At 70.3% G+C, this 24,296-nt stretch carries 20 protein-coding genes and 1 pseudogene; 6 read left to right on the top strand and 15 right to left on the bottom strand.

All coding sequences use genetic code 11. The annotated features are described in order from the left end of the window. Positions 1-211 precede the first annotated feature (211 nt). From OG285_RS17430 to OG285_RS17445, 4 genes are read left to right on the top strand one after another with little or no spacing between them, the layout of a single operon-like run. Positions 212-1,240, top strand: coding sequence for an ABC transporter ATP-binding protein (locus OG285_RS17430; protein ID WP_371791483.1), 1,029 nt, complete (start codon positions 212-214; stop codon positions 1,238-1,240). Then, positions 1,237-2,118 (top strand): ABC transporter permease, encoded by an 882-nt coding sequence (locus tag OG285_RS17435; RefSeq protein ID WP_356826837.1) that lies wholly within the window; start codon positions 1,237-1,239, stop codon positions 2,116-2,118. Before OG285_RS17430 ends, OG285_RS17435 begins: the two co-directional genes overlap by 4 nt. Further along, positions 2,115-3,026, top strand: a complete 912-nt coding sequence (locus tag OG285_RS17440; RefSeq protein WP_356826838.1) for an ABC transporter ATP-binding protein — start codon at positions 2,115-2,117, stop codon at positions 3,024-3,026. Before OG285_RS17435 ends, OG285_RS17440 begins: the two co-directional genes overlap by 4 nt. 17 nt (positions 3,027-3,043) lie before the next feature. Beyond that, complete coding sequence (locus tag OG285_RS17445) at positions 3,044-3,763, top strand: ABC transporter permease (RefSeq protein ID WP_371791484.1); 720 nt, start codon at positions 3,044-3,046, stop codon at positions 3,761-3,763. Positions 3,764-3,891: 128 nt separating this feature from the next. On the opposite strand, the pseudogene OG285_RS17450 reads toward OG285_RS17445, so the two are convergent. The 12 genes and pseudogenes from OG285_RS17450 to OG285_RS17505 all read right to left on the bottom strand — a co-directional run bounded on the left by OG285_RS17450 (position 3,892) and on the right by OG285_RS17505 (position 17,363). Next, positions 3,892-4,610: pseudogene (locus OG285_RS17450) on the bottom strand (hypothetical protein). Positions 4,611-4,876: 266 nt separating this feature from the next. Further along, positions 4,877-6,142 carry an MFS transporter gene (locus tag OG285_RS17455; RefSeq protein ID WP_356826840.1) on the bottom strand — a complete coding sequence of 422 codons (1,266 nt, stop codon included), beginning with the start codon at positions 6,140-6,142 and terminating at the stop codon, positions 4,877-4,879. A gap of 88 nt (positions 6,143-6,230) precedes the next feature. Next, a complete protein-coding gene (locus tag OG285_RS17460; protein WP_356826841.1) occupies positions 6,231-6,905 on the bottom strand; it encodes a FadR/GntR family transcriptional regulator in 675 nt (224 codons plus the stop codon). 393 nt (positions 6,906-7,298) lie between these two features. Continuing rightward, positions 7,299-8,111 (bottom strand): Cof-type HAD-IIB family hydrolase, encoded by an 813-nt coding sequence (locus tag OG285_RS17465; protein WP_371791485.1) that lies wholly within the window; start codon positions 8,109-8,111, stop codon positions 7,299-7,301. Further along, positions 8,108-9,385, bottom strand: coding sequence for a serine--tRNA ligase (gene serS / locus OG285_RS17470; protein WP_356826843.1), 1,278 nt, complete (start codon positions 9,383-9,385; stop codon positions 8,108-8,110). The genes OG285_RS17465 and serS overlap by 4 nt, the downstream gene beginning before the upstream one ends. 682 nt (positions 9,386-10,067) lie before the next feature. Next, a complete protein-coding gene (gene pheA / locus OG285_RS17475) occupies positions 10,068-11,003 on the bottom strand; it encodes a prephenate dehydratase (protein WP_356826844.1) in 936 nt (311 codons plus the stop codon). A 91-nt stretch (positions 11,004-11,094) separates the two neighbouring features. Further along, positions 11,095-12,399, bottom strand: a complete 1,305-nt coding sequence (gene efeB, locus OG285_RS17480; protein ID WP_371791486.1) for an iron uptake transporter deferrochelatase/peroxidase subunit — start codon at positions 12,397-12,399, stop codon at positions 11,095-11,097. Positions 12,400-12,404: 5 nt separating this feature from the next. Next, entirely contained in the window at positions 12,405-14,408 is a 2,004-nt protein-coding gene (locus tag OG285_RS17485; protein WP_371791487.1) for a copper resistance protein CopC, read from the bottom strand. A 12-nt stretch (positions 14,409-14,420) separates the two neighbouring features. Then, entirely contained in the window at positions 14,421-14,903 is a 483-nt protein-coding gene (locus OG285_RS17490; RefSeq protein WP_356826847.1) for a copper chaperone PCu(A)C, read from the bottom strand. Continuing rightward, positions 14,900-15,580: an SCO family protein gene (locus OG285_RS17495; protein WP_356826848.1), complete on the bottom strand. Its 681-nt coding sequence runs from the start codon at positions 15,578-15,580 to the stop codon at positions 14,900-14,902. The genes OG285_RS17490 and OG285_RS17495 overlap by 4 nt, the downstream gene beginning before the upstream one ends. Before the next feature lie 38 nt (positions 15,581-15,618). Next, entirely contained in the window at positions 15,619-16,347 is a 729-nt protein-coding gene (locus OG285_RS17500; RefSeq protein WP_371793559.1) for a YcnI family protein, read from the bottom strand. 188 nt (positions 16,348-16,535) lie between these two features. Continuing rightward, positions 16,536-17,363 carry a hypothetical protein gene (locus OG285_RS17505; protein ID WP_356826849.1) on the bottom strand — a complete coding sequence of 276 codons (828 nt, stop codon included), beginning with the start codon at positions 17,361-17,363 and terminating at the stop codon, positions 16,536-16,538. Between the two features lie 316 nt (positions 17,364-17,679). Between OG285_RS17505 and OG285_RS17510 the strand changes: the two genes are divergently transcribed. Next, the gene (locus OG285_RS17510; protein ID WP_356826850.1) at positions 17,680-18,159 is read left to right on the top strand and encodes an ATP-binding protein; all 480 of its coding nucleotides are present in this window, start codon (positions 17,680-17,682) and stop codon (positions 18,157-18,159) included. A gap of 92 nt (positions 18,160-18,251) precedes the next feature. On the opposite strand, the gene OG285_RS17515 is transcribed toward OG285_RS17510, so the two are convergent. Both OG285_RS17515 and OG285_RS17520 read right to left on the bottom strand, forming a co-directional pair. Continuing rightward, positions 18,252-19,736 (bottom strand): aminopeptidase P family protein, encoded by a 1,485-nt coding sequence (locus OG285_RS17515; RefSeq protein WP_371791488.1) that lies wholly within the window; start codon positions 19,734-19,736, stop codon positions 18,252-18,254. Positions 19,737-19,846: 110 nt separating this feature from the next. Continuing rightward, the gene (locus OG285_RS17520; RefSeq protein WP_371791489.1) at positions 19,847-21,466 is read right to left on the bottom strand and encodes a PP2C family protein-serine/threonine phosphatase; all 1,620 of its coding nucleotides are present in this window, start codon (positions 21,464-21,466) and stop codon (positions 19,847-19,849) included. 517 nt (positions 21,467-21,983) lie between these two features. Here OG285_RS17520 and OG285_RS17525 point away from each other — a divergent pair. After that, on the top strand, positions 21,984-22,709 hold the full coding sequence (locus OG285_RS17525) for a bifunctional DNA primase/polymerase (RefSeq protein WP_371791490.1): 726 nt from the start codon (positions 21,984-21,986) through the stop codon (positions 22,707-22,709). 504 nt (positions 22,710-23,213) lie between these two features. On the opposite strand, the gene OG285_RS17530 is transcribed toward OG285_RS17525, so the two are convergent. Next, the gene (locus tag OG285_RS17530) at positions 23,214-24,197 is read right to left on the bottom strand and encodes a DUF5926 family protein (protein ID WP_356826854.1); all 984 of its coding nucleotides are present in this window, start codon (positions 24,195-24,197) and stop codon (positions 23,214-23,216) included. Between the last annotated feature and the right edge of the window lie 99 nt (positions 24,198-24,296).

The raw sequence follows: 24,296 nt of genomic DNA on the forward strand, positions 1-24,296 counted from the left end.
CTACGTCAAGGGCCCCGCCTGGCCTGTGGACAACCGCCTGTGGACAACCCCTCCGGGACTCCGCCGGGAACGACGGCCCGTCAGGGCGAGCGCCACCCCTTCCCCTCCCCCTCCCGTACCGGGCCCCTACGGGTCCGTACCTCTGGAGGCGGACAGGGATCCAGCCGTCTGGGCTGACGCCCGCCGTGAGCCGCGCCACTACCTTCGGAATGTGACTGTGATCGCGACCGAAAGCCTGAGCAAGCGGTTCCCGAGGGTGACCGCGCTTGACCGGCTCTCCCTGGACATCGGACCCGGTGTGACCGGACTGGTGGGATCCAACGGAGCCGGCAAGTCCACGTTGATCAAGATCCTGCTGGGTCTGTCCCCCGCCACGGAGGGCCGGGCCGCCGTGCTCGGGCTCGACGTCGCCACCAGTGGCGCCGAAATCCGTGAGCGCGTCGGGTACATGCCCGAGCACGACTGCCTGCCGCCCGACGTCTCGGCCACCGAGTTCGTCGTCCACATGGCGCGCATGTCCGGACTGCCGCCCACCGCCGCACGGGAGCGCACCGCCGACACGCTGCGCCACGTCGGCCTCTACGAAGAGCGCTACCGCCCCATCGGCGGCTACTCGACCGGTATGAAACAGCGCGTGAAGCTGGCCCAGGCGCTGGTCCACGACCCGCAGCTGGTGCTGCTCGACGAGCCGACGAACGGCCTGGACCCGGTCGGCCGCGACGACATGCTCGGGCTGATCCGGCGGGTGCACACCGACTTCGGCATCTCCGTGCTGGTCACGTCGCACCTGCTCGGCGAGCTGGAGCGGACCTGTGACCACGTCGTCGTCATCGACGGTGGCTCGCTGCTGCGTTCCAGTTCCACCAGTGACTTCACGCAGAACACCGCCACGCTCGCGGTCGAGGTCACCGACTCCGACACCCATCCCGACGGGACGCGGGCGCTGCGCGAGACGCTGGCCGCCGCAGGGGTGACCCTGCATGACGGCGTGGAGGAGGGGCTGCCCGGCGCGGGCCGCATCCTGCTGGTCGAGGCGGCCGGCGAGGAGACGTACGACCTGGTCCGCGACACGGTCACCGACCTGGGACTCGGCCTCGTACGGATGGAACAGCGCCGCCACCACATCGCCGAGGTCTTCCACCCGGACCAGCAGAACCAGCAGAACCAGTCACAGGGGCAGCGGCAGAACCAGCCGCCGGAGCAGCCCGGCCAGCAGAAGCAGGAGGTGCAGGCGCGATGAGTACCGAGACCAGTCAGATCCACAACATCGGATACCGGAACTACGACGGACAGCGTCTGGGCCGCGGCTACGCCCGCCGTTCGCTCTTCACGCAGTCGCTGCGCGGCGCCTACGGTCTGGGCCGCTCGGCCAAGTCCAAGGTGCTGCCGATGATCCTCTTCGCGGTGATGTGCGTGCCCGCGGCGATCGTCGTGGCGGTGGCTGTGGCGACCAAGGCCAAGGACCTGCCGCTCGACTACACCCGCTACGCCATCCTCACGCAGGCCGTCATCGGGCTGTATCTCGCCGCGCAGGCCCCGCAGGCCGTCTCCCGCGATCTGCGCTTCAAGTCCATTCCGCTGTACTTCTCCCGGCCGATCGAGCGCGTCGACTACGTCATCGCCAAGTACGCGGCGATGGCCTCGGCTCTCTTCATCCTGACCGGGGCGCCGCTGGTGATCCTCTACATCGGTTCGCTGCTCGCCAAACTCGACTTCGCCGATCAGACCGAGGGATTCGGCCAGGGGCTGGTCTCCGTCGCGCTGCTCTCGGTGCTCTTCTCCGGCATCGCGCTGGTGGTCGCCGCGCTCACCCCGCGCCGCGGCTTCGGCGTCGCCGCGGTCATCGCCGTACTGACCATCACCTACGGGGCGGTCTCCACGGTGCAGGCCATCGCCTTCAACCAGGACGCCGCCGGGGCCGTCACCTGGCTCGGGCTCTTCTCCCCGATCACGCTGATCGACGGAGTCCAGACCGCGTTCCTCGGCGCCGGCTCCGCCTTCCCGGGCGGGACCGGCCCCGGAGCGGGTGTCGGCGCGGTCTACGTGCTCGTCGTTCTCGCGCTCATCGCCGGCTCGTACGCCGTCCTGATGCGCCGCTACCGGAAGGTCGGGCTGTGACCACGATCAATATCGACCACACCTCGCGCTGGTTCGGCAACGTGGTGGCGGTCAACGACATCACCATGACGGTCGGCCCCGGCGTGACCGGGCTTCTCGGCCCCAACGGCGCGGGCAAGTCCACCCTCATCAACATGATGGCCGGATTTCTCGCCCCGTCGACGGGCACGGTGACCCTGGACGGCGCGCCGATCTGGCGGAACGAGAGCGTCTACCGGCAGATCGGGATCGTGCCGGAGCGGGAGGGAATGTACGACTTCCTCACCGGGCGCGAATTCGTCGTCGCCAACGCCGAACTGCACGGCCTGGACGAGCGCGCCGCGCAACAGGCGCTCGCCACCGTCGAGATGGAGCCCGCGCAGGACCGCAAGATCGCGACGTACAGCAAGGGCATGCGGCAGCGCGTGAAGATGGCGTCCGCCCTCGTGCACAACCCCAGCGTGCTGCTCCTCGACGAGCCGTTCAACGGCATGGACCCGCGCCAGCGCATGCAGCTGATGGAGCTGCTGCGGCGGATGGGTGCGGAGGGCCGCACGGTGCTCTTCTCCTCGCACATCCTGGAGGAGGTCGAGCAACTCGCCTCGCACATCGAGGTGATCGTGGCGGGACGGCATGCCGCGTCCGGTGACTTCCGCCGGATCCGCCGTCTGATGACGGACCGGCCGCACCGCTATCTCGTACGGTCCAGTGACGACCGGGTCCTTGCCGCCGCGCTGATCGCCGACCCCTCGACCGCCGGTATCGAGGTGGACGTCACGGAGGGCGCGCTGCGCATCCAGGCGGTCGACTTCGGCCGGTTCACAGCGCTGCTGCCGCGCGTCGCCCGTGAACACGGCATCCGGCTCCTCACCGTCTCGCCGTCGGACGAATCTCTGGAATCGGTCTTCTCGTACCTCGTAGCGGCCTGAAAGGAGCTGTGACGCCCATGTACAACCCCACAGTCGCCCGGCTCACCTACCGGGCCCTGCTCGGCCGCCGCCGGGCCGCGATCCTGTTCGTGCTGCCCGCGCTGCTGATCGTGATCGCCGCCGCGGTACGCACGTTCAGCGGCGCCGACGACCAGATCGCCGCCGATGTGCTCGGCGGGTTCGCCATGGCCACGATGGTGCCGCTGATCGGTGTCATCGCGGGTACGGGTGCGATCGGCCCGGAGATCGACGACGGTTCGATCGTCTATCTGCTGGCCAAACCGGTGAAGCGCCCCACGATCATTTTCACCAAGCTCATCGTGGCGATCGCCGTGACGATGGCGTTCTCCGCGATCCCGACCCTGATCGCGGGCCTGATCCTCAACGGCAACGGCCAGCAGATCGCGATCGCCTACACGGTCGCCGCCCTGGTCGCGTCCATCGCGTACGCCTCGGTCTTCCTGCTCCTGGGGACGGTCACCCGGCACGCGGTCGTCGCCGGGCTGGTCTACGCCCTTGTCTGGGAGGGCCTGTTCGGCAGCCTGGTACCGGGTGCGCGCACGCTGAGCATCCAGCAGTGGTCGCTCGCCCTGGCGGAGAAGATCGGCGCGCCGGGTGCCATCAGCTCGGACGTCGGACTGCCCCTGTCCGTGGTGCTGCTGGCGGGGGTCACCGTGCTCGCCACCTGGTACGCGGGCCAGAAACTGCGACGGCTGACACTGGCCGGCGAGGAGTGAGACGCGGCCGGGGCGGGAGTGACGGGGAGCCGTCACCCCCGCCCCGGCCTTGTGCGGTCTTCTTCGGGCGGCCCTTCCGGATTGGCCTTGCCGGTCCGTAGAGCCTCGCGGCCGATTCGGGCTCCGGCTCAGCGCTGATGACGTCGGCGCCTGCGGCGTTCCAGTTCTGCCTGATGGGCCAGGTGAGGCAGTTGGCGCTTGACCTCAGCCATGTCCTCCCTGAGATCCGAGAGCCGTACGCTCATCGCCCCGACGACACGGTTCGTGGCGTCGAGCCGCTGGTCCAGCTCCGCCAGCCGGTCCGACATCCGGACCAGCAGAGGGTCCAGCTCCCGCAGTGCGGGGCCGACCTCGCTCATCGCGGATTCCAGCTGCGTGACGCGGTGGCCGAGCCCGTCGCCGTTGAAGCGGGGGCCCGACACCGGGGTCCGGCGCTGCTCCTCGGTGTCGAGGAGGTAGCTCCTGACGCGACGGGCGACTTCGCTGTCGCGCAGCAGCATGGCGATGTTGAGGACGGTGCGACGGGTGTGAACCGTGAGGCCGGAACGGGGCTGTGGATAACTCATGCCGTGCAGGGGAAAGGGGGACAGGTTGTCCCCCTTGAATTCTTCCAGGTCAGAGCCCTGCAGGACGCACAGTCCGTTTGAGGCGAGCTCCTCACGGTGCCGTTGGCCACCTTCTTGATGGCCTCTGTGGATACTTCGAAGTACCGCGCGACATCCTGCGTACGGAGATGAATCCCGTCCGGCAGCAGCGCGAGCGCCTTGACCTTGTCCAGGACATCGACACGTCCCAGATGGTCTGCGCGCAGCGCGCGCGATTCGAGCAGGGCGATTTCGGTGGGCATGGATGAGCCTGCCGTTCATGGTCATTGAGGCATGACAGTGACGGCCCTCTCCCCGGGCTTCAGGGGTGGAGATCCGCTCATCTGCGTCACGTACTCCATGACCGGCCCGGCTTCCGCCTCGGCACCGGCACTCCCCGACTTCACGCGCTCTCGTCGCCTCGAACCCCAGTTGCCTCCACGCGCACGGGACAGCGACCCGACAGTCGTACAAGTTACGCACGCCATGTCACGCCATGTCACGCCGCCCGCCGAGCCCTTCGGCTGCTCTAGACCCGGCGGTCCCGAGCGGCGAACAGGCCCACCACCAGGGCCGCCGCGCACACCCCGAGCACCAGGGCGATCGGGAGGGTCCAGCTGCCCGTTGCCTGATACACGGCGCCCGCCGTCAGCGGGCCGACCGCGGCGAGGAGGTAGCCGACCGTCTGCGCCATCCCGGACAGCCGAGCCGCCGTCTGTGCGTCGCCCGACCGCAGCACGATCAGCGTCAGGGCCAGGCCCACAGCGCCGCCCTGCCCGACACCCAGCACCGCCGACCACAGCCATGCGCCCGACACCGGGGCGATCATCAGGCCCGCGTAGCCGACGGCCACCATCGAGGTGACCAGCACGATGAGCGGGCGCTGGCTGCGCATCCGGCCGGCCAGCAGCGGTACGCCGAAGGCCCCGGCGACCTGGATCAGGTTGTTGAACGCGAAGATCACACCCGCCGTCGACCTGCTCATCCCGTGGTCGGTGAAGATCGTCGGCATCCAGGCGATCAGCACGTACGACCAGAGCGACTGGAGACCCATGAACAGGGTGACCTGCCAGGCCAGTGCCGAGCGCCAGATACTCCTGGCGGGTCCCGCGCCCGCGGGTGTGACGCGGACCTCGTGGCCGGTACGGCCACGGGCGATCAGCACCTGCGGCAGCCACGCCACGGCGGCGACCGCGGCCAGCAGCGACCAGAAGGCCAGCGACGCCTGCCAACTGTTTCCGAACGCCTTCTCCAGCGGGACCGAGGCCGCGGCGCAGAGCGTGGCGCCGCCGATCATCGCGCCCGTGTAGACGGAGGTCATCGACGCGGCCCGGTCCGGGAAGTCCCTCTTGATCAGTCCCGGCATCAGGACGTTCAGCAGGGCTATCGCGGTGCCGGCCAGCACTCCGCCGCCGTACAGGGCGAAAACGGACGGCAGGACCCGGACCAGAATGCCGACGCCGAGCAGGATCAGCGCGCACAGCAGGACCACTTCGGTACCGAAGCGGCGGGCCAGCCACGGGGCGATCATCGCGCCCACGCCGAGGAACAGCACCGGCACAGAGGTGACCAGGCTCGATGCCGTCGACGAGAGGCCGAACGTGTTGCTGATCTCGCCGATGAGAGGTGACACGCTCGCCAGCGCCGCCCGCATGTTGAGCGACGCCAGCACGATGCCGATGAGCAGCACCACGGGGTGCGCGATCAGCGCGCGCCGTGCGGCGGCCCCCTCGCGGGACGGCCGGACGTCGGCCTCCGCGTCGGGAAGCAGGTGATCCAGATCCGGGCGGGACACGTCAGGTACCTCTCAGTGTTTCTGTTCGTGTGTCGGTGGTGTGGTGCGGGTGGTGTGCGTGAGGCACCTGGTCACGTGAGGTGCCTGGTCAGCGGGCGACCAGTCGGCGGACGACGTCCATCGGCACCTGGAGCAGCGCGCGGGCGGCCTGCTCGGCGGCTGCCGGGTCACCGCTCTCGATCGCGTCGACCAGGGCCTCGTGGGCGGTGAAGTCGATCGGCGGCATCTGCTGGTCGCCGAGCGCGGCGACCAGGGACTCGTGCATCTGGGTCGAGAAGAAGCGGTAGACCTCGGCGAACGTGGTGTTGTGCGTGGCCTCGACCACCCCCAGGTGGAAGGCGAGGTCGGCATCGGCCGCCCGGTCACCGTGCTCGTGGAGGTCGCCGAGGGCTTCCCGCAGCCAGTCGAGGTCTGCCGCGTCCCTGCGGACGGCCGCCAGCCTGGCGGCCTCCGTCTCCAGGGCGACCCGCAACTCCAGGATGTCCAGCACCCCCGCGTGGCCCATCGTGCGGAGCACGGCCGAGGGGTCGGCGGTGGAGCGTACGAAGGTGCCGTTGCCCTGGCGGGATTCCAGGAGGCCGGCGTGCACCAGGACGCGTACCGCCTCGCGGACGGTGTTACGCCCTACGCCCAGCTGTTCGGCGAGGTCGTGCTCGGTGGGAATGCGGTCACCCACGGACCACTCCCCGCCGGTCAGCTGGTCTCGCAGTTGTTGGACGACGGTGTCCACGAGGGAGTGCCGTCCTGCCGCACGCAGTGCCATCTCGTCTCCCCATGTTCTTCAAGCACGGTATCCGGGTCACCCGGTTGCCCAGTCATCCTACAACTGACTTCGAGCGGAGGAAGGCCCTCGGTCAGTCGACCATGTGTTCTGCCCGTCACCCGTCACCCGTCACCCGACAACCGGTCGCCCGACGACCACGGGGCCCGACAACCACGGTCATCCGACGACCTGATGGCCACGGTCACCCCACGGCACGGTCACCCGACAACCCCGCCACCGGATCGCCCAACCACCCGCCGGCCCGGCGGTATAGCCAGCCCTGCTCCACCAGCCCCCGGCTCCACCAGCCCCCGGCTCCACCAGCCCCCGGCTCCACCAGCCCCCGGCTCCACCAGCCCCCGGCTCCACCAGCCTCACCAGCCCCCAGCCGGTTCAGCCCTGGAGCAGCTGTTCCAGGACCACAGCGATACCGTCGTCCTCGTTGGACGTGGTGACTTCGTTCGCCACGGTCTTCAGGGAGTCATGGGCGTTGGCCATCGCCACACCGTGTGCTGCCCAGCCGAACATCGGAATGTCGTTGGGCATGTCCCCGAAGGCGATCGTGTCCGCGGCCTTGAGCTTGAGGCGCCGGGCAGCCAGTGACAGACCCGTCGCCTTGCTCAGCCCCAGCGGGAGGATCTCGACCACGTCCTCGCCCGCCACGACCACGTCCACCAGGTTCCCGACGGACTGCCGTGCGATCTCGGCCAGCGCGTCGTCGCTCAGCTCCGGGTGCTGTATGTAGACCTTGTTGATCGGCGCGGACCACAGCTCGTCCCGGTGCTCGAACCGTGACACCGGGAGCGGACCCTCATTCGTCCGGTAATCCGGGCTCACCAGCACCTCGCCGTCGAGGCCGTCCCGGCTCGCGGCCAGAGCCAGCGGGCCGGTCTCCGTCTCGATCTTGGCGAGGGCGAGGGCGGCCAGCCGGCGGTCCAGGGTGACAGAGGTGAGCAGCCGGTGCTCACCCGCGTGGTAGACCTGCGCCCCCTGCGCACACACCGCGAGCCCCTCGTAACCGAGGCTGTCGAGGATGTGCCGGGTCCATGGAACCGCCCGCCCCGTGACGATGATGTGCGCCGCCCCCGCCGCGGTGGCCGCGGCGAGTGCGGCGCGGGTGCGCTCGGAGACCGAACCGTCGTCACGCAGCAGCGTGCCGTCGAGGTCGGTCGCGATCAGCCGGTAGGGCAGAGCGGGAGTCGTCACTTGGAGACGGGCTCCAGCGTCTCTCGGCCGCCGAGGTAGGGCCGCAGCACCGGCGGGACCCGGACCGAGCCGTCGGCGAGCTGGTGGTTCTCCAGGATCGCCACGATCGTCCGGGGGACGGCGCAGAGCGTGCCGTTGAGCGTCGACAGCGGCTGGACCTTCTTGCCGTCGCGCATCCGGACCGACAGGCGCCGCGCCTGGAAGCCGTCGCAGTTGGACGCCGACGTCAGTTCGCGGTACTTGCCCTGCGTCGGGATCCACGCTTCGCAGTCGAACTTCCTGGAGGCCGATGCCCCCAGGTCACCGGTCGCCACGTCGATCACCTGGAAGGGCAGCTCAAGGCTGGTCAGCCACTGCTTCTCCCACTCCAGGAGCCGCTGGTGCTCGGCGGCCGCGTCGTCGGGGTGGACGTACGAGAACATCTCGACCTTGTTGAACTGGTGCACCCGGAAAATGCCCCGGGTGTCCTTCCCGTACGTACCGGCCTCGCGGCGGTAGGAGGGCGAGAACCCCGCGTACCGCAGCGGCAGTTCGCCGGCGTCGATGATCTCGTCCATGTGGTACGCGGCGAGCGGGACCTCGGAGGTGCCGACCAGGTAGTAGTCGTCCTTCTCCAGGTGGTAGACGTTCTCGGCGGCCTGGCCGAGGAACCCTGTGCCCTCCATGGCGCGCGGGCGGACCAGCGCAGGCGTCAGCATCGGGATGAACCCGGCCTCGGTGGCCTGCGCGATCGCCGCGTTGACCAGCGCCAGTTCGAGCAGCGCGCCGATGCCCGTCATGTAGTAGAAGCGCGAGCCCGAGACCTTCGCGCCGCGCTCGGTGTCGATGGCCCGCAGGGCCTCGCCGAGTTCCAGGTGGTCCTTGGGCTCGAAGCCCTCGGCCGCGAAATCGCGGATGGTGCCGTGCGTCTCCAGGACCGTGAAGTCCTCCTCGCCGCCGACCGGGACGTCGGGGTGGACCAGGTTGCCGAGCTGGAGCAGCAGGCGCTTGGTCTCCTCGTCGGCCTCGTTCTGCTCGGCGTCGGCAGCCTTGACGGCGGCTGCGAGCTGTCCCGTCTTCTTGAGCAGCTCGGCCTTCTCGTCGCCCGAAGCCTTGGGGATCAGCTTGCCGAGCGTCTTCTGCTCGGAGCGGAGTTCGTCGAACCGGAGTCCGGACGACCTTCGTCGCTCGTCGGCGGAGAGCAGGGCGTCGACGAGGGCGACGTCCTCTCCACGGGCGCGCTGGGAGGCGCGAACACGGTCGGGGTCCTCACGGAGCAGGCGAAGGTCAATCACCCCACCAGGCTACCGTTGCCCGCTTCCCCCACTCGACTTGATATTCGCTGCGTCGCATCCGCAGTGACGCTTTGTCCGGATTGATGCACTATCTATGGAATGGTTCGAGTGGTGGGGATATCCCGGCGGTGGCGTCGCCCGCCCCGCGTGGCCGACGGTCAATAAAGGTGACCGATTCCCCGGAACGAAGCATTCCGGCTGAAACCGTTGACTCATTTCCCGTGTGCCGGGCGGGACTTGGGCTTGCTTGTCCACAGGGATCCACAGCTCGGATTAGTTATCCACAGGCTGTGTGGGAAATCTGTGGATGGCGAAGAGGATGGTTCCGAAAGCCTCACAGGCAACCGACTGTTTGCTGGAATTTCCCCTTCAGGCACCCCGAGGGCACTCATTCAGGGGGGAATTGATCGCTCTAAAGAGTTGATCGACAGAATTGGGGTGACAGCACCCCACCTGCAGGACTGTGGACGGATGTGCCGTCACTAGGGCGATTTGTCGACCATGTCGTCTTGCCCTGTCGACTTGTCCCCAGGTCGAGACGAGCCCTGTGGATAACTTTTCCGGATTGCGGAAATCAGGACGTACGACGATTACGTGCACCGATGACGTAGGACGGACCCGCGTGCGCCGATGACGTCCGACGGACCCGCGTGAGCCGACGACAGGCCCGGTCGGGTCCCGGTCAGACCCGGCCGTCCTCGCTGCGCGCCAGCCAGTCCGACGCCGCCACGAACTCAGCGTCCGACGTGCCGGACCGCAGTGCCCTCACGTCCTGCGCCGTTACCCCGGCCCGCGGATACGAACCGAGGAACCGCACCTCCGGGCAGCTCCGCTTGAGCCCCATGAGTGCCTCGCCCACCCGGCGGTCCGAGATGTGGCCCTCCGCGTCGATGGCGAAGCAGTAGTTGCCGATGCCCTCGCCCGTCGGCCGCGACTGGAGCAGCATCAGGTTGACCCCCCGCACCGCGAACTCCTGAAGGATTTCGAGCAGCGCGCCGGGGTGGTCCTCGCGCTGCCAGACGACCACCGATGTCTTGTCGGCGCCGGTCGGTGCCGCGGGCCTGGCGGGGCGCCCCACCAGGACGAAGCGCGTCTCGGCGTTCTGTGCGTCATGGATCTCGGTGATCAGCGGTTCGAGCCCGTACGTGGCGGCGGCGAACTCCCCGGCGAAGGCCGCGTCGTACCGACCTTCCTGTACGAGCCGTGCGCCGTCCGCGTTGGAAGCGGACGACTCCCACACTGCCTCGGGGAGGTTCGCCCGCAGCCAGTTCCGTACCTGGGGCTGGGCGACGGGGTGCCCCGTCACCGTCTTCACATCGGTCAGCTTCGTGCCCGGCCGCACCAGCAGCGCGAACGCGATCGGCAGCAGCACCTCGCGGTAGATCATCAGCGGCTCGCCGCCCGACAGTTCGTCGAGGGTCGCCGTGACGCCGCCCTCGACGGAGTTCTCGATCGGTACGAGCGCCGCTGCGGCCTCCCCCGTCCGTACCGCGTCGAGCGCGGCCGGTACGGACACCATCGGGACGAGTTCGCGGGTGGCGGCCTCGGGGAGCGTGCGCAGAGCCGCCTCGGTGAACGTGCCTTCGGGGCCCAGATAGGTGAAGCGAGTGGCTGACATACGGTCACCCTAATGGGCCGAACGGCCCGGGTACCGGCGTCCCGGTGGGAGCAACGGACCACCGGCCGGTGCCGGGCCGTTGGCCCCGCGCTCAGTGGCCTTCGATGAGGCGCTGGCCCACGTACTCGCCGGGTCCGGCCGCCCCGGGTACCGCGAACAGTCCGCTGGCCTCGTGCCGGATGAACGCGGACAGTGCGTCGCCCCGGTCCAGCTTCCGCTGCACCGGGACGAAGCCCTGTGCCGGATCGGCCTGCCAGCAGACGAAGAGCAGCCCGGCGTCCGGTGTGCCGTCCTGGCCGATCCCGTCGTGGTACGAGAAGGTGCGGCGCAGCAGTGCGGCACCGCCGTTCTGTTCGGGGGCCGAGATCCGGGCGTGGGCGTTGTCGGGGATGACGAACTTGCCGTCCGGGCCGACCTTGTCCAGATCCATGGCGGTCGTCTCGGTGCCCCCCGTCAGCGGGGCGCCGTCCTTCTTCCGCCGCCCGATGACCTGCTCCTGCTTCCCCAGCGGGAGCTTCTCCCAGTCGTCGAGGAGCATCCTGATCCGGCGCACGACGGCGTACGAGCCGCCCGCCATCCACTCCGGCTGCGCGCCCGCGCCCTTGCCGGCGCCCACCGGGACGAAGATCCGCCGGTCGAAGTCACTCTCCGAGGGCTTGGGGTTCCCCGTCCCGTCGATCTGGCCCATCAGATTGCGGGTGGTCATCGGCTTGGCCGTCGCGCCGGGCGAGCGGTTGAAACCGTTCATCTGCCAGCGGACCCGGGCCGCCGAACCGGCCTCGTTCTGGAGCGTGCGCAGAGCGTGGAAGGCGACGAGCGGGTCGTTCGCGCCGATCTGCACCCACAGATCGCCGTTGCTGCGCCTGGCGTCCAGATGGTCGGACGAGAAGTCCGGCAGCGGGTCGAGCTGGGTGGGGCGCTGCGCGGTCAGTCCCGTACGGCCGAAGAAGGACCGCCCGAAGCCGAAGGTGACTGTCAGGGACGACGGACCCGCGTCGAGCGCGATCCCGGTGTCGTCGCCGACCGGCTCGCCCGCCATCATCCGCTGCGTACTCGCAGACCAGCGGCGCAGCAGCGCCGCGGCCCGGGTCCGGCCGGCGCCCGCTGCCAGGTCGAAGGCGATCAGATACCCGGTGGACTGGGCGGGTGTGGTGATGCCCGCCTGGTGCGCGGAGTGTGCGGAGGAGTGCGCGGACCTGGCGGAGCCGCTGCCTCCACCGGTCTTCCCCGAGCTGCGGAAGGCCACCTCGGTCGAGCCGACCGTCGTCAGTGCGGTCGCCGGATCCGCCTCGGTGGCTGCGCGCACCCCTGCTCCGCCGGCGGCGCCCACCACGAGGCCGCCCGCGCCCACCGCGCCAGCGGTCCCGAGCAACCGCCTCCTGGAGATGTCGTTCATGCCTGTCAGCCGATCTCCACCGTCTTGTTCACGGTGGTCTCGTCGATGTCGGAGGTCCGCACGGTCACGGCGATGTCCCAGTTGCCCGCCATCGGGATCTGGACGCCGTCCGCGCTCCAGTGTCCGGTGAACAGGTGGTCGGGCACGACGGGCAGCGGCCCGATCTTCTTCGCCTTGAGGGTGAGGGCGATCCTCACCTCGGGGACGTCGTACGGCTTGCCCGCGGGGTCGTCCACGAAGAGGTGCAGTTCGTTGCTGCCGCTGCGGCCCGGGGTGAGTTCGAGCGCCGCCGTCCCCTTGCCCTTGGGGCCGCCGGTGTCGAACGGGAGGGTGATGTCGACCGGTCCCGACGGCACCGCGGCGGCGGCCGGCGAAGAGGTGTTCCGCCCGGCCTCCTCCTCGGTCCTGCCCGGCTCGGTGGTCGTCAGGACCGTCGTCACGGCCAGCAGGGCCACGGCGACCACGGTCTCGGCGAGCACTGACTTCCGGAGCCCGGTGCGGTGCGGGTCGGCGTCCCGCACCCGCCTCTCGCGCACCACGGTCCTGGCGGCCCGCTGCCGGGCGAGCTGGGCGGCGCGCTGCGGATCGGCGGGTACGGTGACCTGCTGCTCCTGCTCCTGCTCCTGCTCCTGCTCCGCGATGCCGATCTCACCAGCACCAGCACCAGCACCAGCGGCCTCAGCACCAGCTTCACCAGGGGCTCCAGCACCAGCCTCATCAGCGGCAACAACCTCACCCACAGCCGTCTCCGATAGCCGCGCCGTCCAGCGCCGGGAGAAGGACGCGATGCAGACGACCACCGCGACGAGCCCCACCTTGACCATGAGCAGCTGCCCGTACCCCGTACCGAACAGCGCGGACCAGGAGCCGACCTGCCGCCACGACTGGTAGAGGCCGGTCGCCGCCAGGGTGCAGACGGCTATGAAGGCGATACGGGAGAACCGCCGCACGGCGGCGCGTTCGATGGACGGTGTACGGAACAGGGCGACGAGCAGCGCGGCCAGCCCGCCGAGCCAGACGGCGACCGCGAGCAGATGCACGATGTCGACCGGCATCGCGATGCCGGGCTGGAGGCCGACCGACGCGTGCTCGGTGAGCGCCCAGGTGGCGGCGATCCCGGCGGCGACGACTGCGCCTCCGACGCCCAGGCCGAAGGTGAGGTCCTTCCGTTCCTTCGCCGCCTCCGGCTCCGTGGAGGCCGTGCGCCGGGCGTACGCCCCGAAGAGGACGGCCACGAAGAGCGCGGAAGCGCCGAGCAGCAGCAGTCTGGAGACGAGCGCGGCGCCGGGCTTGGTCTGGAGTACGCCCTTGAGCGCACTCAGGTCGAAGACGTCCGCGAGATGCCCGGAGCCGGTGTAAGGGGCCCTGAGCAGCAGCAGGACGAGGGTGGCAGCGGTCAGCGTCAGCCAGCCGCGTACGACGAGCCGCTGCAGCGGCCGCTCGTTCGCCCCGCGCTGCCAGCAGGCGACGACGAAGGCGGCGCCGCCGACCAGAACGATGAATCCGGCGTACGCGGCGTAGCGCGCGGCGCCGTAGAGGACACCGACGAGTCCGCCGCCGACGTTCTCGCCGGTGTCGGACACCGTGGTCTTGGACGGGGTGCCGATCGAGAAGGTGAAGGCGCCCGAGACGGGGTGGCTGTCGGCGGAGATGGCCTGCCAGGCCACGGTGTACGTGCCGTTGGCGAGGCCCGGGCGCAGGTTGACACCGTAGGTGACGGTGCTGCCCTTGGAGAGGTTGCGGAGTGTGGCGGTGTCGGAGCGCTTGCCCTTCGGGTCGAGGACGCGGATGGACTTGTTGTCCATGGCGACCTGCTCGGAGAAGGTGAGTGCGACGTCCGCCGGAGCTTTGGCGACCACCGTTCCGGCTTTCGGATTACTTCCGAGCAGGGCGGCGTGCGCGGAGGCGGGGGCGGCCGCGGCGAACAGTGCGCCGAGGATCGCCGCCGCGACGAGCAGCAGCCGTGCGAGCGGAAGACCGGAGCGCGGTGGGGCGGTGGTCGCCGTCATGGAGTCAGCTCCTCAACTGTGCTGCGGGTTGTAGGTGGGCTGCTTGACGGGAAGTTCGGCCTTGAGCACGCCGCCCTTCTCGAAGTGCAGCTCCACGGTCACCTTCTGGCCTTGCTTGGGCTGCTTCTTGAGGTGCATGAACATGAGGTGGTTTCCGCCGCGCTCCAGGTCCAGTTCGCCGTGGGCGGGGACCGGGAGTGACTTCACCGAGAGCATCTGCTGGTTCTTCGTCGTGTGCATGGTGACGTCGTCGGAGAGTCCGCTGGTGACGGAGGTGAGCCGGTCCGCGGTGGCACCGCTGTTGGTCACGGTCACGAACCCCGCGGCCATCCCGCTGCCACCGACCGGCTCGGGCATGAAGGACTCGGTGACCTTCAGCTCGGGCTTGCCCTTGGCCCGGTTGTCGGATGAATCGGACGAGGAACAGCCCGCCAGCGCCAGGGCCGCAGCGGCGGCTATGGCGCAGACGGCGGTCGCCCGCGTGCCCCGGCTCACGGCTTCTCACCCTTGACGATCTTCGGGAGGTCCTTCGTGTAGTCCTTGACGGTGGTGTCCTCGCCGTACAGGAGGTAGCCCTTGTCCGTCTTCGGGGAGAAGGCGATGACCTGCGCCCCGTGCATCGAGACGATCGTGCCGTCCTTCTCCTTGGTGGTCGGGGAGATCCCGATGCCGATCTGGCGGGCCCCCGCCTGGATCTTCTTGAAGTTGCCGGTGAGCCCGATGAACGACGGGTCCTGCGCCTTCAGCCACTTCCCCAGCTCGGACGGGGTGTCGCGGCCCGGGTCGGTGGTGACGAAGACGACCTGGAGCTTCTTCTGCTCGTCCTTGGGCAGCGCCTTCTTGGCCACGGCGATGTTGCCCATGGTCAGCGGGCAGATGTCGGGGCAGTGCGTGTAGCCGAAGTAGATCAGCGTCGGCTTGCCCTTGGTCTCCTTGCGGAAGTCGAACTTCTTGCCGTGCGTGTCCGTGAGGACGAAGTCCGGCTTGGTGAACGGGGTGTCGAGCACCGTCGCCGCCTGCGTCTTGTTCTGGCCGGAGACGTCGGCCACCGGACTCTTGCCGGAGCTGCCGCCGCTGTCGCTGCCGCAGGCCGCGAGGGAGAAGGCGGCCGCCACCGCGAGGGCGGCGGCCGTCAGCGACTTCTTGTACGTGCTGCGTGTCGTGCTGTGCATGGAGGAACGTCCCAAGTGCTGTGGGTGGTAGGGGCCCGTCAGGCGGTACGGCGGCGGCCGGCGAGGACACCGAAGGCGACGCCCGCGATGCCGATGACGATGCCGATGACCCCGAGGATCCTGGCGGTGTTGTCACTGCTGTCCGAAGACGAGGCGGTGGCGGTCTTGGCGGGCGTGCCGTTGTCGCCCGGTGCGGATGCGGCGCCGGACGCGCTGCCCGGTGTGGCGCCGGCCGTGTCGGCGGCCGGAGTCAGCTTCAGTACGGGCGCCGGGTTCTGCGGCTCGTCGGCGCCCGGCTTCTGCTCCTCGATCCAGCGCACGACCTCCTTGTTGGAGTACGTCTGGAGGGCCTTGAAGGTCAGCTGGTCGGTGTTGGTGGGCAGCTGACCGACGGACAGCGGGAACTGCTCGAACTGTCCGGGCTCGATCTTCCCGCCGGTCCAGGTGACCTTGGAGACGGCCTTGTCGATCTGCTTGCCCTCGATGGTCAGCGGCTTGGGCAGCTTCGACGTGGTGACGTGGACCTTCCAGCCCGGCACGGGCTCCGGCATCACCGAGGCGAGCGGGTGGTCGGCCGGGAAGTTGACCTCGACCTTGGTGGTCGACGCGTCGTCCCGCTCGTTGGGCACCTTGAACGCGATCGTCGCGTAGCCGCCCTTGGCCGCGTCGCCCTGCGGCTGGACGGTGACGTGCGCGAAGGCGGTACCGGCGAGCAGCAGGACGGAGGTGGCGGCGACGCCACCGACCACGGCGATGCGGCGGGTCATCCCCGGACGGCCGCTGCCCGGACGGGTGCTGGTCTGACGGGTGTTGCCCAGCGGGTTGACGTTCAGCGGGTTGATGCTCATACGGAACACACTCCACGGTGCGAAAGGAAGGGTGGCAGCCCGCGCGCCGGTGCGCGCGGACAGCACGGCACCCGCTCCCGTCGCTTCTCGCGTGGGGAGGTGCCGCGTCAGGCTGCGAACGCGTACGTGGCGGGCGGACCGCGCCTGATCACCGTGTGCTGGAGTGCTTCGCCCGCCGTCCAGAGCGGCGCGGGGAGAGGGGCGTACCCGGCGCGCGGCCCCTGGGCGGGTGCTCCCGGAAGTCCGGAACGCAAGGCGCGCACCAGCGCGAGCGCGGCGCGCAGATTGCGTACGAGCGCCCCCTCGGCGACACCGTGCGACTGCCGGGTCAGCCGGTACAGCGCGACCTCGCCACGCCGCAGCACCCAGCCGGTCGCCAGGGCCGCCAGCAGATGGCAGAGCACCATGGGAAGGCTCGGCAGCATGCACATGCCCTGCGAGGCCGCGGCCCCCGCCATGTGGTGCGGTGCGGCCTGGGCGGCGCCCGCCGACGGGTCGATGCCCGCCGCGGTGACGATGCTGTGGGCCCTGGCCGCGCTCAGCGGGGCGGCCCCCGCGCCGCAGACCAGCTTTCCCGCGAGCAGGACCAGGGCGGACGTGTCGCCCGCGGGCTCGCCCGTCCCGCCCGTTCCGGCGGTGGCGCCCATGGCACCCATCGCCATGGCACCGTCCTGGCCGAGCCCGAACACGGTGTGCAGCGCGAGCTGACCAGCGGTCAGTGCCGCGGCGATGCCGGGAAGTGAGCGCTCCCGCCCGGCGAAGGGGGCGGCCACGACGAACAGTCCGGCGAATCCGAGGACCAGCGGCCACCACGGGACGGCCGCACCGGAGGCCAGCGCGTGTCCCACCCCGGCCAGCACGACGCAGACCGCGGTGAAGACCGCGGTCCTCAGGAGCCGTGGACCGGCTCCGGCGCGTACGGCAGAGGTAAGCATGGCCGAGTCATCATCGCACTGGGCCCGGGGCCCGCATACGGCAGGTCCGGAAGGTCACCATCCGTCCCGGTGCTCCCGGCTCCCGCCGAAGGGGGTTCCGTGAAACGCCTGCGACAAGCCCGCGAACACCGGCGATACGCGCCCGCCAGGCCTGCGATACGCCGTGCGCCGGGCCTGTGCCGGGCCCCGCAATACACCTGCGCACGGGGTACGCGCGTCCGCCGAATGAGCGTTATCACGTCAAGTGCGTGCTTACGCTCCCCGTAGCCCGGCAATACGTAACCGTAATGTCGGGCCGCAGCCAGGAGGCTGGAGCATGAGCATCTGGTGGTCTCTGCATTTGCGGCGCGAAGCCGCGAGCGTTCCGCTCGCCCGTCGGCTCCTGCTCGATGCCATGGAGACCGCGGGCGTCGACCCCGACATCTCCTTCGATCTGTCCCTCGCGCTCAGCGAAGCCTGTGCGAACGCGGTAGAGCACGGGGGAACCGGAGGGTCGGGCACCACTTCCCCGGGGTACCGGGTGACGGCGTTCCTGGACGGCGAACGCTGCCGGATCGAGGTCACCGACTCCGGTCCGGGCTTTCCCGTACGGCAGAAGTGCCGCACCGCGCCGCAGAACGTACTGGCGCACCCGACGGCGCCGGCCGCGACCTGTGCGGAGAGCGGCCGGGGCCTGGGGCTGATCGCGGAACTCTCCGACCACGCCGATTTCCGCAACAGGCCCGGCCGGGGCGCACTGGTGCGCTTCGACAAGGTCCTGAAATGGCGCGAGGACGCGCTGCTCAGGGCGTCGTGACCGCGGGATTCCGCCGTCGCGTGACCGCCCTGCCCTGAGCGGCGCGCCCCGCCCCCGCCGGTGCGAGTCGACCGGGCCCGCTTCTGCTGGAGTCAGCCCTGCTTGACCGAGGCCATCCACGCCTCGACCTCGTCCGCCCGGCGCGGCAGTCCCGCGGACAGGTTCCGGTTGCCGTCCGCGGTGACGAGGATGTCGTCCTCGATCCGGACCCCGATGCCGCGGTACTCCTCGGGCACCGTCAGATCGTCCGCCTGGAAGTACAGACCGGGCTCGACCGTGAGGCACATGCCGGGCTCCAGCGTGCCGTTGACGTACGCCTCGGTGCGCGCGGCCGCGCAGTCGTGGACGTCGAGCCCGAGCATGTGACCGGTGCCGTGCAGGGTCCAGCGGCGCTGGAGGCCCAGTTCGAGCACCCGCTCCACCGGCCCGTCGACGATGCCCCACTCGACGAGCTTCTCGGCGAGTACGCGCTGGGAGGCGTCGTGGAAGTCGCGGTAGGCGGCGCCCGGCTTGACGGCCGCGATACCGGCTTCCTGGGCCTCGTACACCGCGTCGTAGATCTTGCGCTGCAGCGCGTTGAAGCGGCCGTCGATGGGGAGCGTGCGCGTCACGTCGGCCGTGTAGAGGGAGTGCGTCTCCACGCCGGCGTCGAGCAGCAGGAGCTCACCGGAGCGGACGTCGCCGTCGTTGCGCACCCAGTGGAGGGTGGTCGCGTGCGGTCCGGCGGCGCAGATCGAGCCGTATCCGATGTCGTTGCCCTCGACGCGGGCGCGCAGGAAGAAGGTGCCCTCGATGTAGCGCTCGGAGGTGGCCTCGGCCTTGTCGAGGATCCTCACGACGTCCTCGAAACCGTGCACCGTCGCGTCGACGGCCTTCTGCAGCTCACCGATCTCGAAGTCGTCCTTCACCGCGCGCGCCTCGGAGAGGTACACCCGCAGCTCTTCGTCGCGCTCAGCGGTGGTCTTGTCGGTCAGCGCGGACTCGATGCCCGCGTCGTACCCGCGGACGGCGCGGACCGGCCCGGTGGCCGCGGTCAGCGCGTCGGGCAGCTCGCGGACGTCCTCCGCCGGAATCCCGAGCAGCTGCTCGGCCTCGGCGAGCGAGTGCCTGCGGCCGACCCACAGCTCACCCTGGCCGCTCAGCCAGAACTCGCCGTTCTCACGGTCGGAGCGGGGCAGCAGATAGATCGTGGCGGTGTGTCCGCCGTCCGCGGCCGGTTCGAGGACCAGGACGCCGTCCTGCGTCTGGTCACCGGTGAGGTACGCGTACTCGCTCGCGGCACGGAAGGCGTACTCGGTGTCGTTGGAGCGGGTCTTGAGGCGGCCCGCCGGGACCACCAGACGCTCACCGGGGAAGCGCGCGGAGAGCGCGGCGCGGCGGGTGGCGGTGTGGGCGGCCTGGGCGATCGGCTCCAGGCCGTGCAGCTCGGTGTCGGCCCAGCCGGACTTCATGTTCGCGGCGAGCTCTTCGGACACGGCCGGGTAGAGGCCGTTCTTCCGGGGCTTGACGGTCTCCGCCGCCGGGGTCTCCAGGGATTCCGGGGTCGCCGGGTTCTCCGGGGTGAGCTCCTCAGACACGTTTCTGTCTCCTTGATACGACACTGGGCCCCCTCCATCGTACGGGTGTACGGAAGGGGGCCCAGTGCCGAAAGACCTCTTACCCGGGCTGCCTCGTCCCTGGCCGGAACTCAGTCGAAACGGGCCGCCAGGATCACCACGTCCTCGTCGCATTCCTGCTGCTCCAGGCCGTCGGGCAGCATCGTCCGCAGGACGTGGTCGGCGATGGCCGCGGGGTCGTCACGCAGCGCCCGGGGCAGGCTCGCCGCCGCCGAGTGGAGCCGGGCGAACGCCCGGTCCGTGGAGTCCCCGGTACGGCGCAGCAGCCCGTCGGTGCAGAGCAGAACCGTCTCTCCTGGTGCGGGCGAGAACTCCACGCTCGGCGCTTCCCAGCAGGTGAGCATCCCCAGCGGGGCCGACAGCGAGGTCTCGACGAACTCGGTGCGCCGGTCGCCGGTGATCAGCGGCGGGGTGTGACCGGCACCGGCCAGCACGATCGTGCGCCGTGCCGGTTCGCAGTAGGCGAAGAGCGCGGTCGCCGAGCGGGCGGGCTCGGTGAGCCGCAGCAGCAGTTCGAGGTCGGAGAGGACCGCGACGGGGTCCTCTCCCTCCATGACGGCGTAGGCCCGCAGCCCGGCCCGCAGCCGTCCCATCGCGGCGGTGGCACCGGGGCCCGAGCCGGTGACCGATCCGACGGTGAGGCCGAGCGCGCCGTCGGCCAGCGGGAGTGCGTCGTACCAGTCGCCGCCGCCGAGCGGCCCGGTGCGGTGGCAGGCGGCGAGCCGGACTCCGGGCATCCGGGGCAGCCGGCGGGGCAGCAGCTCGTCGGTGAGGGTGGTCACCCGGGCTCGGGCGCGGGTCAGTTCGACCAGACGGGCCAGGTGCTCGCTCGCGTACCGCGTGTAGAGGCCGATGAGACGGCGGTGGCGGTCCACGGGTTCGGCGGGTTCGTCGTAGAGCCAGACGGCCGCGCCGAGCAGCCCGGCCGTGGCGGCCGAGAGCGGGACGGCGTAGCTGGCCGCGTAGCCGACGCGGGTGGCGACCTCGCGGTGGCGCGGGTCGAGGTGCTTGTCGCCGAGGATGTCGGGGGTGGCGATGCCGTCGGCGGGTGCGGCGCCGCCATCGCCGTCCAGGCCGCTCTCAGTGCCGTTCTCAGTGCTGCTCTTCGTGCTGTTCTCCGCGCCGGAGTGTGCGCCGGGGGGCGCGTCCGTACCGCCTGTTTCGAGGATGCGTCCGTACGCGGTGAGGCTGCGCGGAACCGTTTCGATGTGGCCGAGTTCGGCGTGGGTGAGCCCGAGTCCGACGGTGCGGGCGGGGCAGGGGCCGTATGCCGCTCCACCGGGCGCCGGAGTGCTCGCGGGTTCCAGCACGACCAGGCCGCGGCGGGCGCCGGCCAGGGAGGCGCCCGCCCGCAGGAACTCCTGGAGCGCGTCGTCCAGGGTGCTGGTGGCCGCCAGCCGTTCGGTGAGTTCGTGCAGCGTGGTGAGGTCGAAGACCCAGCCGGCCAGCCGATCCTGGATCAGGGCGCCGGGGGTGGGGGCCGGTACGGGGGCGGGGAGTGGTGCGGCAGTGTGCGCGGGGGCCGGAACGGTGGAGTCGATTCCAGCCACTTTCGGCAGGTGAGGTGCGCTCATGGCAGCCGGCTTTCTGACTGGTGTGTTTCGCTCAATAGCATCGCAAACCCCCATGTGATTCTGCGTAGCTATCAATGAATCCACATGTACACGCAGAAGCGATGAGATGTCCAGCATTGTCCCCTGAGGGCTTCTGGTGTCCACGAGGGATATCTGTCTCCCTCCAGTAGATAACCAACTTGGCCGGAAAGTGCCCCCCTGTGCGGCTATTTGATGTCGACTGAGGTCGTTCGGCAGAGCGTCACACCGACTGCGGTGGGTACGTAATCGGTGATGACCGGGGGCAGTTGGTACGGCCCCGGAACCTGGCGGCAGACCTGGGCGTCTATACCGCTGTGGGTCACGCCCCATCCCCTGATGGCAGGGTTCGCGCAAGCGGCACAGTGGCACAGCGGTTCAGCGGCACGGCGATTCACCGGCACAGCGCACAGCACGGACAGCAAGCACAGACAGCACGGGACAAGTACGCGCCACGCACGCGCCACTCCTGGCCATGCTTGAGCAATGAACTCGGACCAGGCTCCGCCCTGCCGGTCACCCACACCGCAGGCCAAGAGTTCGTGTACGTACAGCGACGCGGCATATCCATGGCGCGATGCGGACCTCGGCGTTCAACGGAAAGGAACGAGCGCTCATGCGCGAGATCCTCGGAAGGCGACGTGGACTCCGGTTCCGGCGCAGCGGGAGGCACGCCCAGCTCGATGCGGCGCTGACCTGCGCAACCGGCTGGCAGTGGCCCGTCGTTCCCGGCGTGGGGCACACCGCCTCCGCCGGCCGGGAGTGCGGCTGCGGCTGCCCCGACCCCGAGTGCGCCGTACCCGGCGCGCACCCCTTCGACCCAGGACTCCTCACGGCGACCACGGACGCGCGCATGGTGCGCTGGTGGTGGACGAGCCGCCCCGAAGCCCCGGTGGTCATGGCGACGGGAGGCCGTGCGCCGTGCGCGCTCAGCCTGCCCGCCGTCGCGGGCGCACGCGCCCTGGTGGCGCTCGACCGGATGGGTGTGCGGATCGGGCCTGTCGTGGCGACGCCCACCCGCTGGTCGCTGCTGGTCGCCCCGTACTCGCTGGAACGGCTGGGCGAACTGCTGCACGCCAAGGACTGGGTGCCCAGCTCGCTGCGGTTCCACGGCGAGGGCGGCTATCTGGTGCTGCCGCCCTCCGAGACCGGCAAGGGCCCTGTCTGGTGGGAGCGGGCTCCCGCCCCTTCCCCGGCAGCACGGCAGCTGCCCGGCGCGGGAGGCTCCGGCGGCGTCCGAGGTGCGGCGGCGCCCTGGCTGCCGGATGTCGAGACGGTGGTGGACGCGCTGGTCGAGGCGAGCACCGGTGCTCCCGGCGGCGGCAGCAAGCTCGCCTACTGACGACGGGGTGCCCTGCGCACTGACCGCCCGGGACAACTCCCGGAGGAGTGCACGGGGGCGCCCCTGTGCACGTACACCCGGGCGCTCGGGCCGCGTACGCGTACACCCGGATACGTACGCACCGTGAGGGTGCCGGACGGCCTGACCGTGGTGCCGGGTCACGCGGTCGGCTCCGTGGAGGGGCTCGCGCCCCGCGTGAACCGGCGCGCGGGACGCACACGGAGTGTGGGGCTGCGGCTCGTGGTGTGGGGCGGACGGCGCCGGGGCGCTGCGCTGCCGCTGTGCTCCGGCAGCAACTCCGCGCCCCCTGCCGGGCATTGACAACCCGGGCATGGAAGGACCCGGCCGTTGGCGACGGGGGATGCACCAACGACCGGGCTACTAGAACGGTAACAAGAGATCGGCGGTTCGCAAATTCGATCTCATGTATTCGGACAGCGACTTACCCGTGCGTATGGGCAGTTGTGACCGGAGTCACCTACCGTTCCACCCGGGGCGTCACTCTCAGCTGAGCGTCACCTGGCGGTTGGTGAGACCGCCGCGAGCACGGCGCTCCTCCGGAGTGAGCGGGGTCCCGGCGGCCAGAGCCCCGGCGAGGCGCTCCGCGAACTCGGCTGCGGGCTTCTCGCATTCCTCGGCGTTCATCGCGCTCGGCAGGTCCCAGACCGGGACCGTGAGGCCGTGCGCCCGGAAGGACCCGACCAGCCTGGTGCCGACGCCGAGCGACGAGGTGCCCGCGGCGTGCAGCCGGGCCAGGGCGTCCAGAAGCTGCTCCTCGGGGTGGAGCATCACCCAGCGCAGATGGTTCTTGTCGGGGGTCTCGCACCAGTACGCGGAGTCCACCGAGGTGAGCTTCACGGTGGGGATGGCCGCCTCGTTCGCGCGCTCCAGCGAGGCGGTGACCTCCGGGGTGGCGTTCTCCGAGTCGGGCACCCAGAACTCGAACCCGGGGTGCACCACCGGCTCGAAGGGGGCGCCCGGGTCCAACAGGTCCTGCAGCCGGGGCCCGTCGGGTGCGGTCTGCCGGCCGGCGACCGGGGTGCCGGGCTCGGCGGCCAGCGCCCGCTGGAGGGTGTCGGCCAGGTCGCGGCTGAGGTCGCCGGACGGGGTGTCGTTCTGCAGGCCGAGCAGGACGGAGCCGTCATCACGGCGCAGCGCGGGCCAGGCCATCGGCAGTACGGTCGCGAGCGTCACGGACGGCACGCCATCGGGCAGCCCGCCCTTGAGGGTGAGTTCTCCGGTCGCCGCCGGTACGAGCTCGCGCAGCGCGACCCAGTCGCCCTCACCGGGCAGCCCCTCGAAGGGGCGCTGGACCAGCTCGGCCACCGCGTGCGCGGCGGCCCGGCCGTGGCAGGCCTTGTACCGGCGGCCGGAGCCGCAGGGGCAGGGCTCACGGGCCCCGACCACGGGGACGTGCTCAGCGGCGCCTGCGGAGCGGGCCCCGTTGGTTCCGTGAGGGGCCTTCGTCTGAGGACGCTTCTTCGCCATGGTGCGGCTCTCTCCCGACTGCGCTGGTCCTGTGTCTGGCGCGAGCCTATGGGATGTCCGCCCGTTCGCGCGGGGGCTCACGCAGACCGGACCCCCGGC

Origin of the sequence: Streptomyces sp. NBC_01471 (genome assembly GCF_041438865.1) — a bacterium.
Classification (GTDB): domain Bacteria; phylum Actinomycetota; class Actinomycetes; order Streptomycetales; family Streptomycetaceae; genus Streptomyces.

Bases quoted from the DNA above. Each gene is read 5' to 3' on its own strand.
- OG285_RS17505 (WP_356826849.1), bottom strand. From the start codon at position 17,363: ATGCTTACCTCTGCCGTACGCGCCGGAGCCGGTCCACGGCTCCTGAGG.
- efeB (WP_371791486.1), bottom strand. From the start codon at position 12,399: ATGAACGACATCTCCAGGAGGCGGTTGCTCGGGACCGCTGGCGCGGTG.
- OG285_RS17445 (WP_371791484.1), top strand. From the start codon at position 3,044: ATGTACAACCCCACAGTCGCCCGGCTCACCTACCGGGCCCTGCTCGGC.
- OG285_RS17520 (WP_371791489.1), bottom strand. From the start codon at position 21,466: ATGCTGGACATCTCATCGCTTCTGCGTGTACATGTGGATTCATTGATA.
- OG285_RS17525 (WP_371791490.1), top strand. From the start codon at position 21,984: ATGCGCGAGATCCTCGGAAGGCGACGTGGACTCCGGTTCCGGCGCAGC.
- OG285_RS17510 (WP_356826850.1), top strand. From the start codon at position 17,680: ATGAGCATCTGGTGGTCTCTGCATTTGCGGCGCGAAGCCGCGAGCGTT.
- pheA (WP_356826844.1), bottom strand. From the start codon at position 11,003: ATGTCAGCCACTCGCTTCACCTATCTGGGCCCCGAAGGCACGTTCACC.
- OG285_RS17495 (WP_356826848.1), bottom strand. From the start codon at position 15,580: ATGCACAGCACGACACGCAGCACGTACAAGAAGTCGCTGACGGCCGCC.
- OG285_RS17485 (WP_371791487.1), bottom strand. From the start codon at position 14,408: ATGACGGCGACCACCGCCCCACCGCGCTCCGGTCTTCCGCTCGCACGG.
- OG285_RS17530 (WP_356826854.1), bottom strand. From the start codon at position 24,197: ATGGCGAAGAAGCGTCCTCAGACGAAGGCCCCTCACGGAACCAACGGG.
- OG285_RS17460 (WP_356826841.1), bottom strand. From the start codon at position 6,905: ATGGCACTGCGTGCGGCAGGACGGCACTCCCTCGTGGACACCGTCGTC.
- OG285_RS17435 (WP_356826837.1), top strand. From the start codon at position 1,237: ATGAGTACCGAGACCAGTCAGATCCACAACATCGGATACCGGAACTAC.
- OG285_RS17500 (WP_371793559.1), bottom strand. From the start codon at position 16,347: ATGACCCGCCGCATCGCCGTGGTCGGTGGCGTCGCCGCCACCTCCGTC.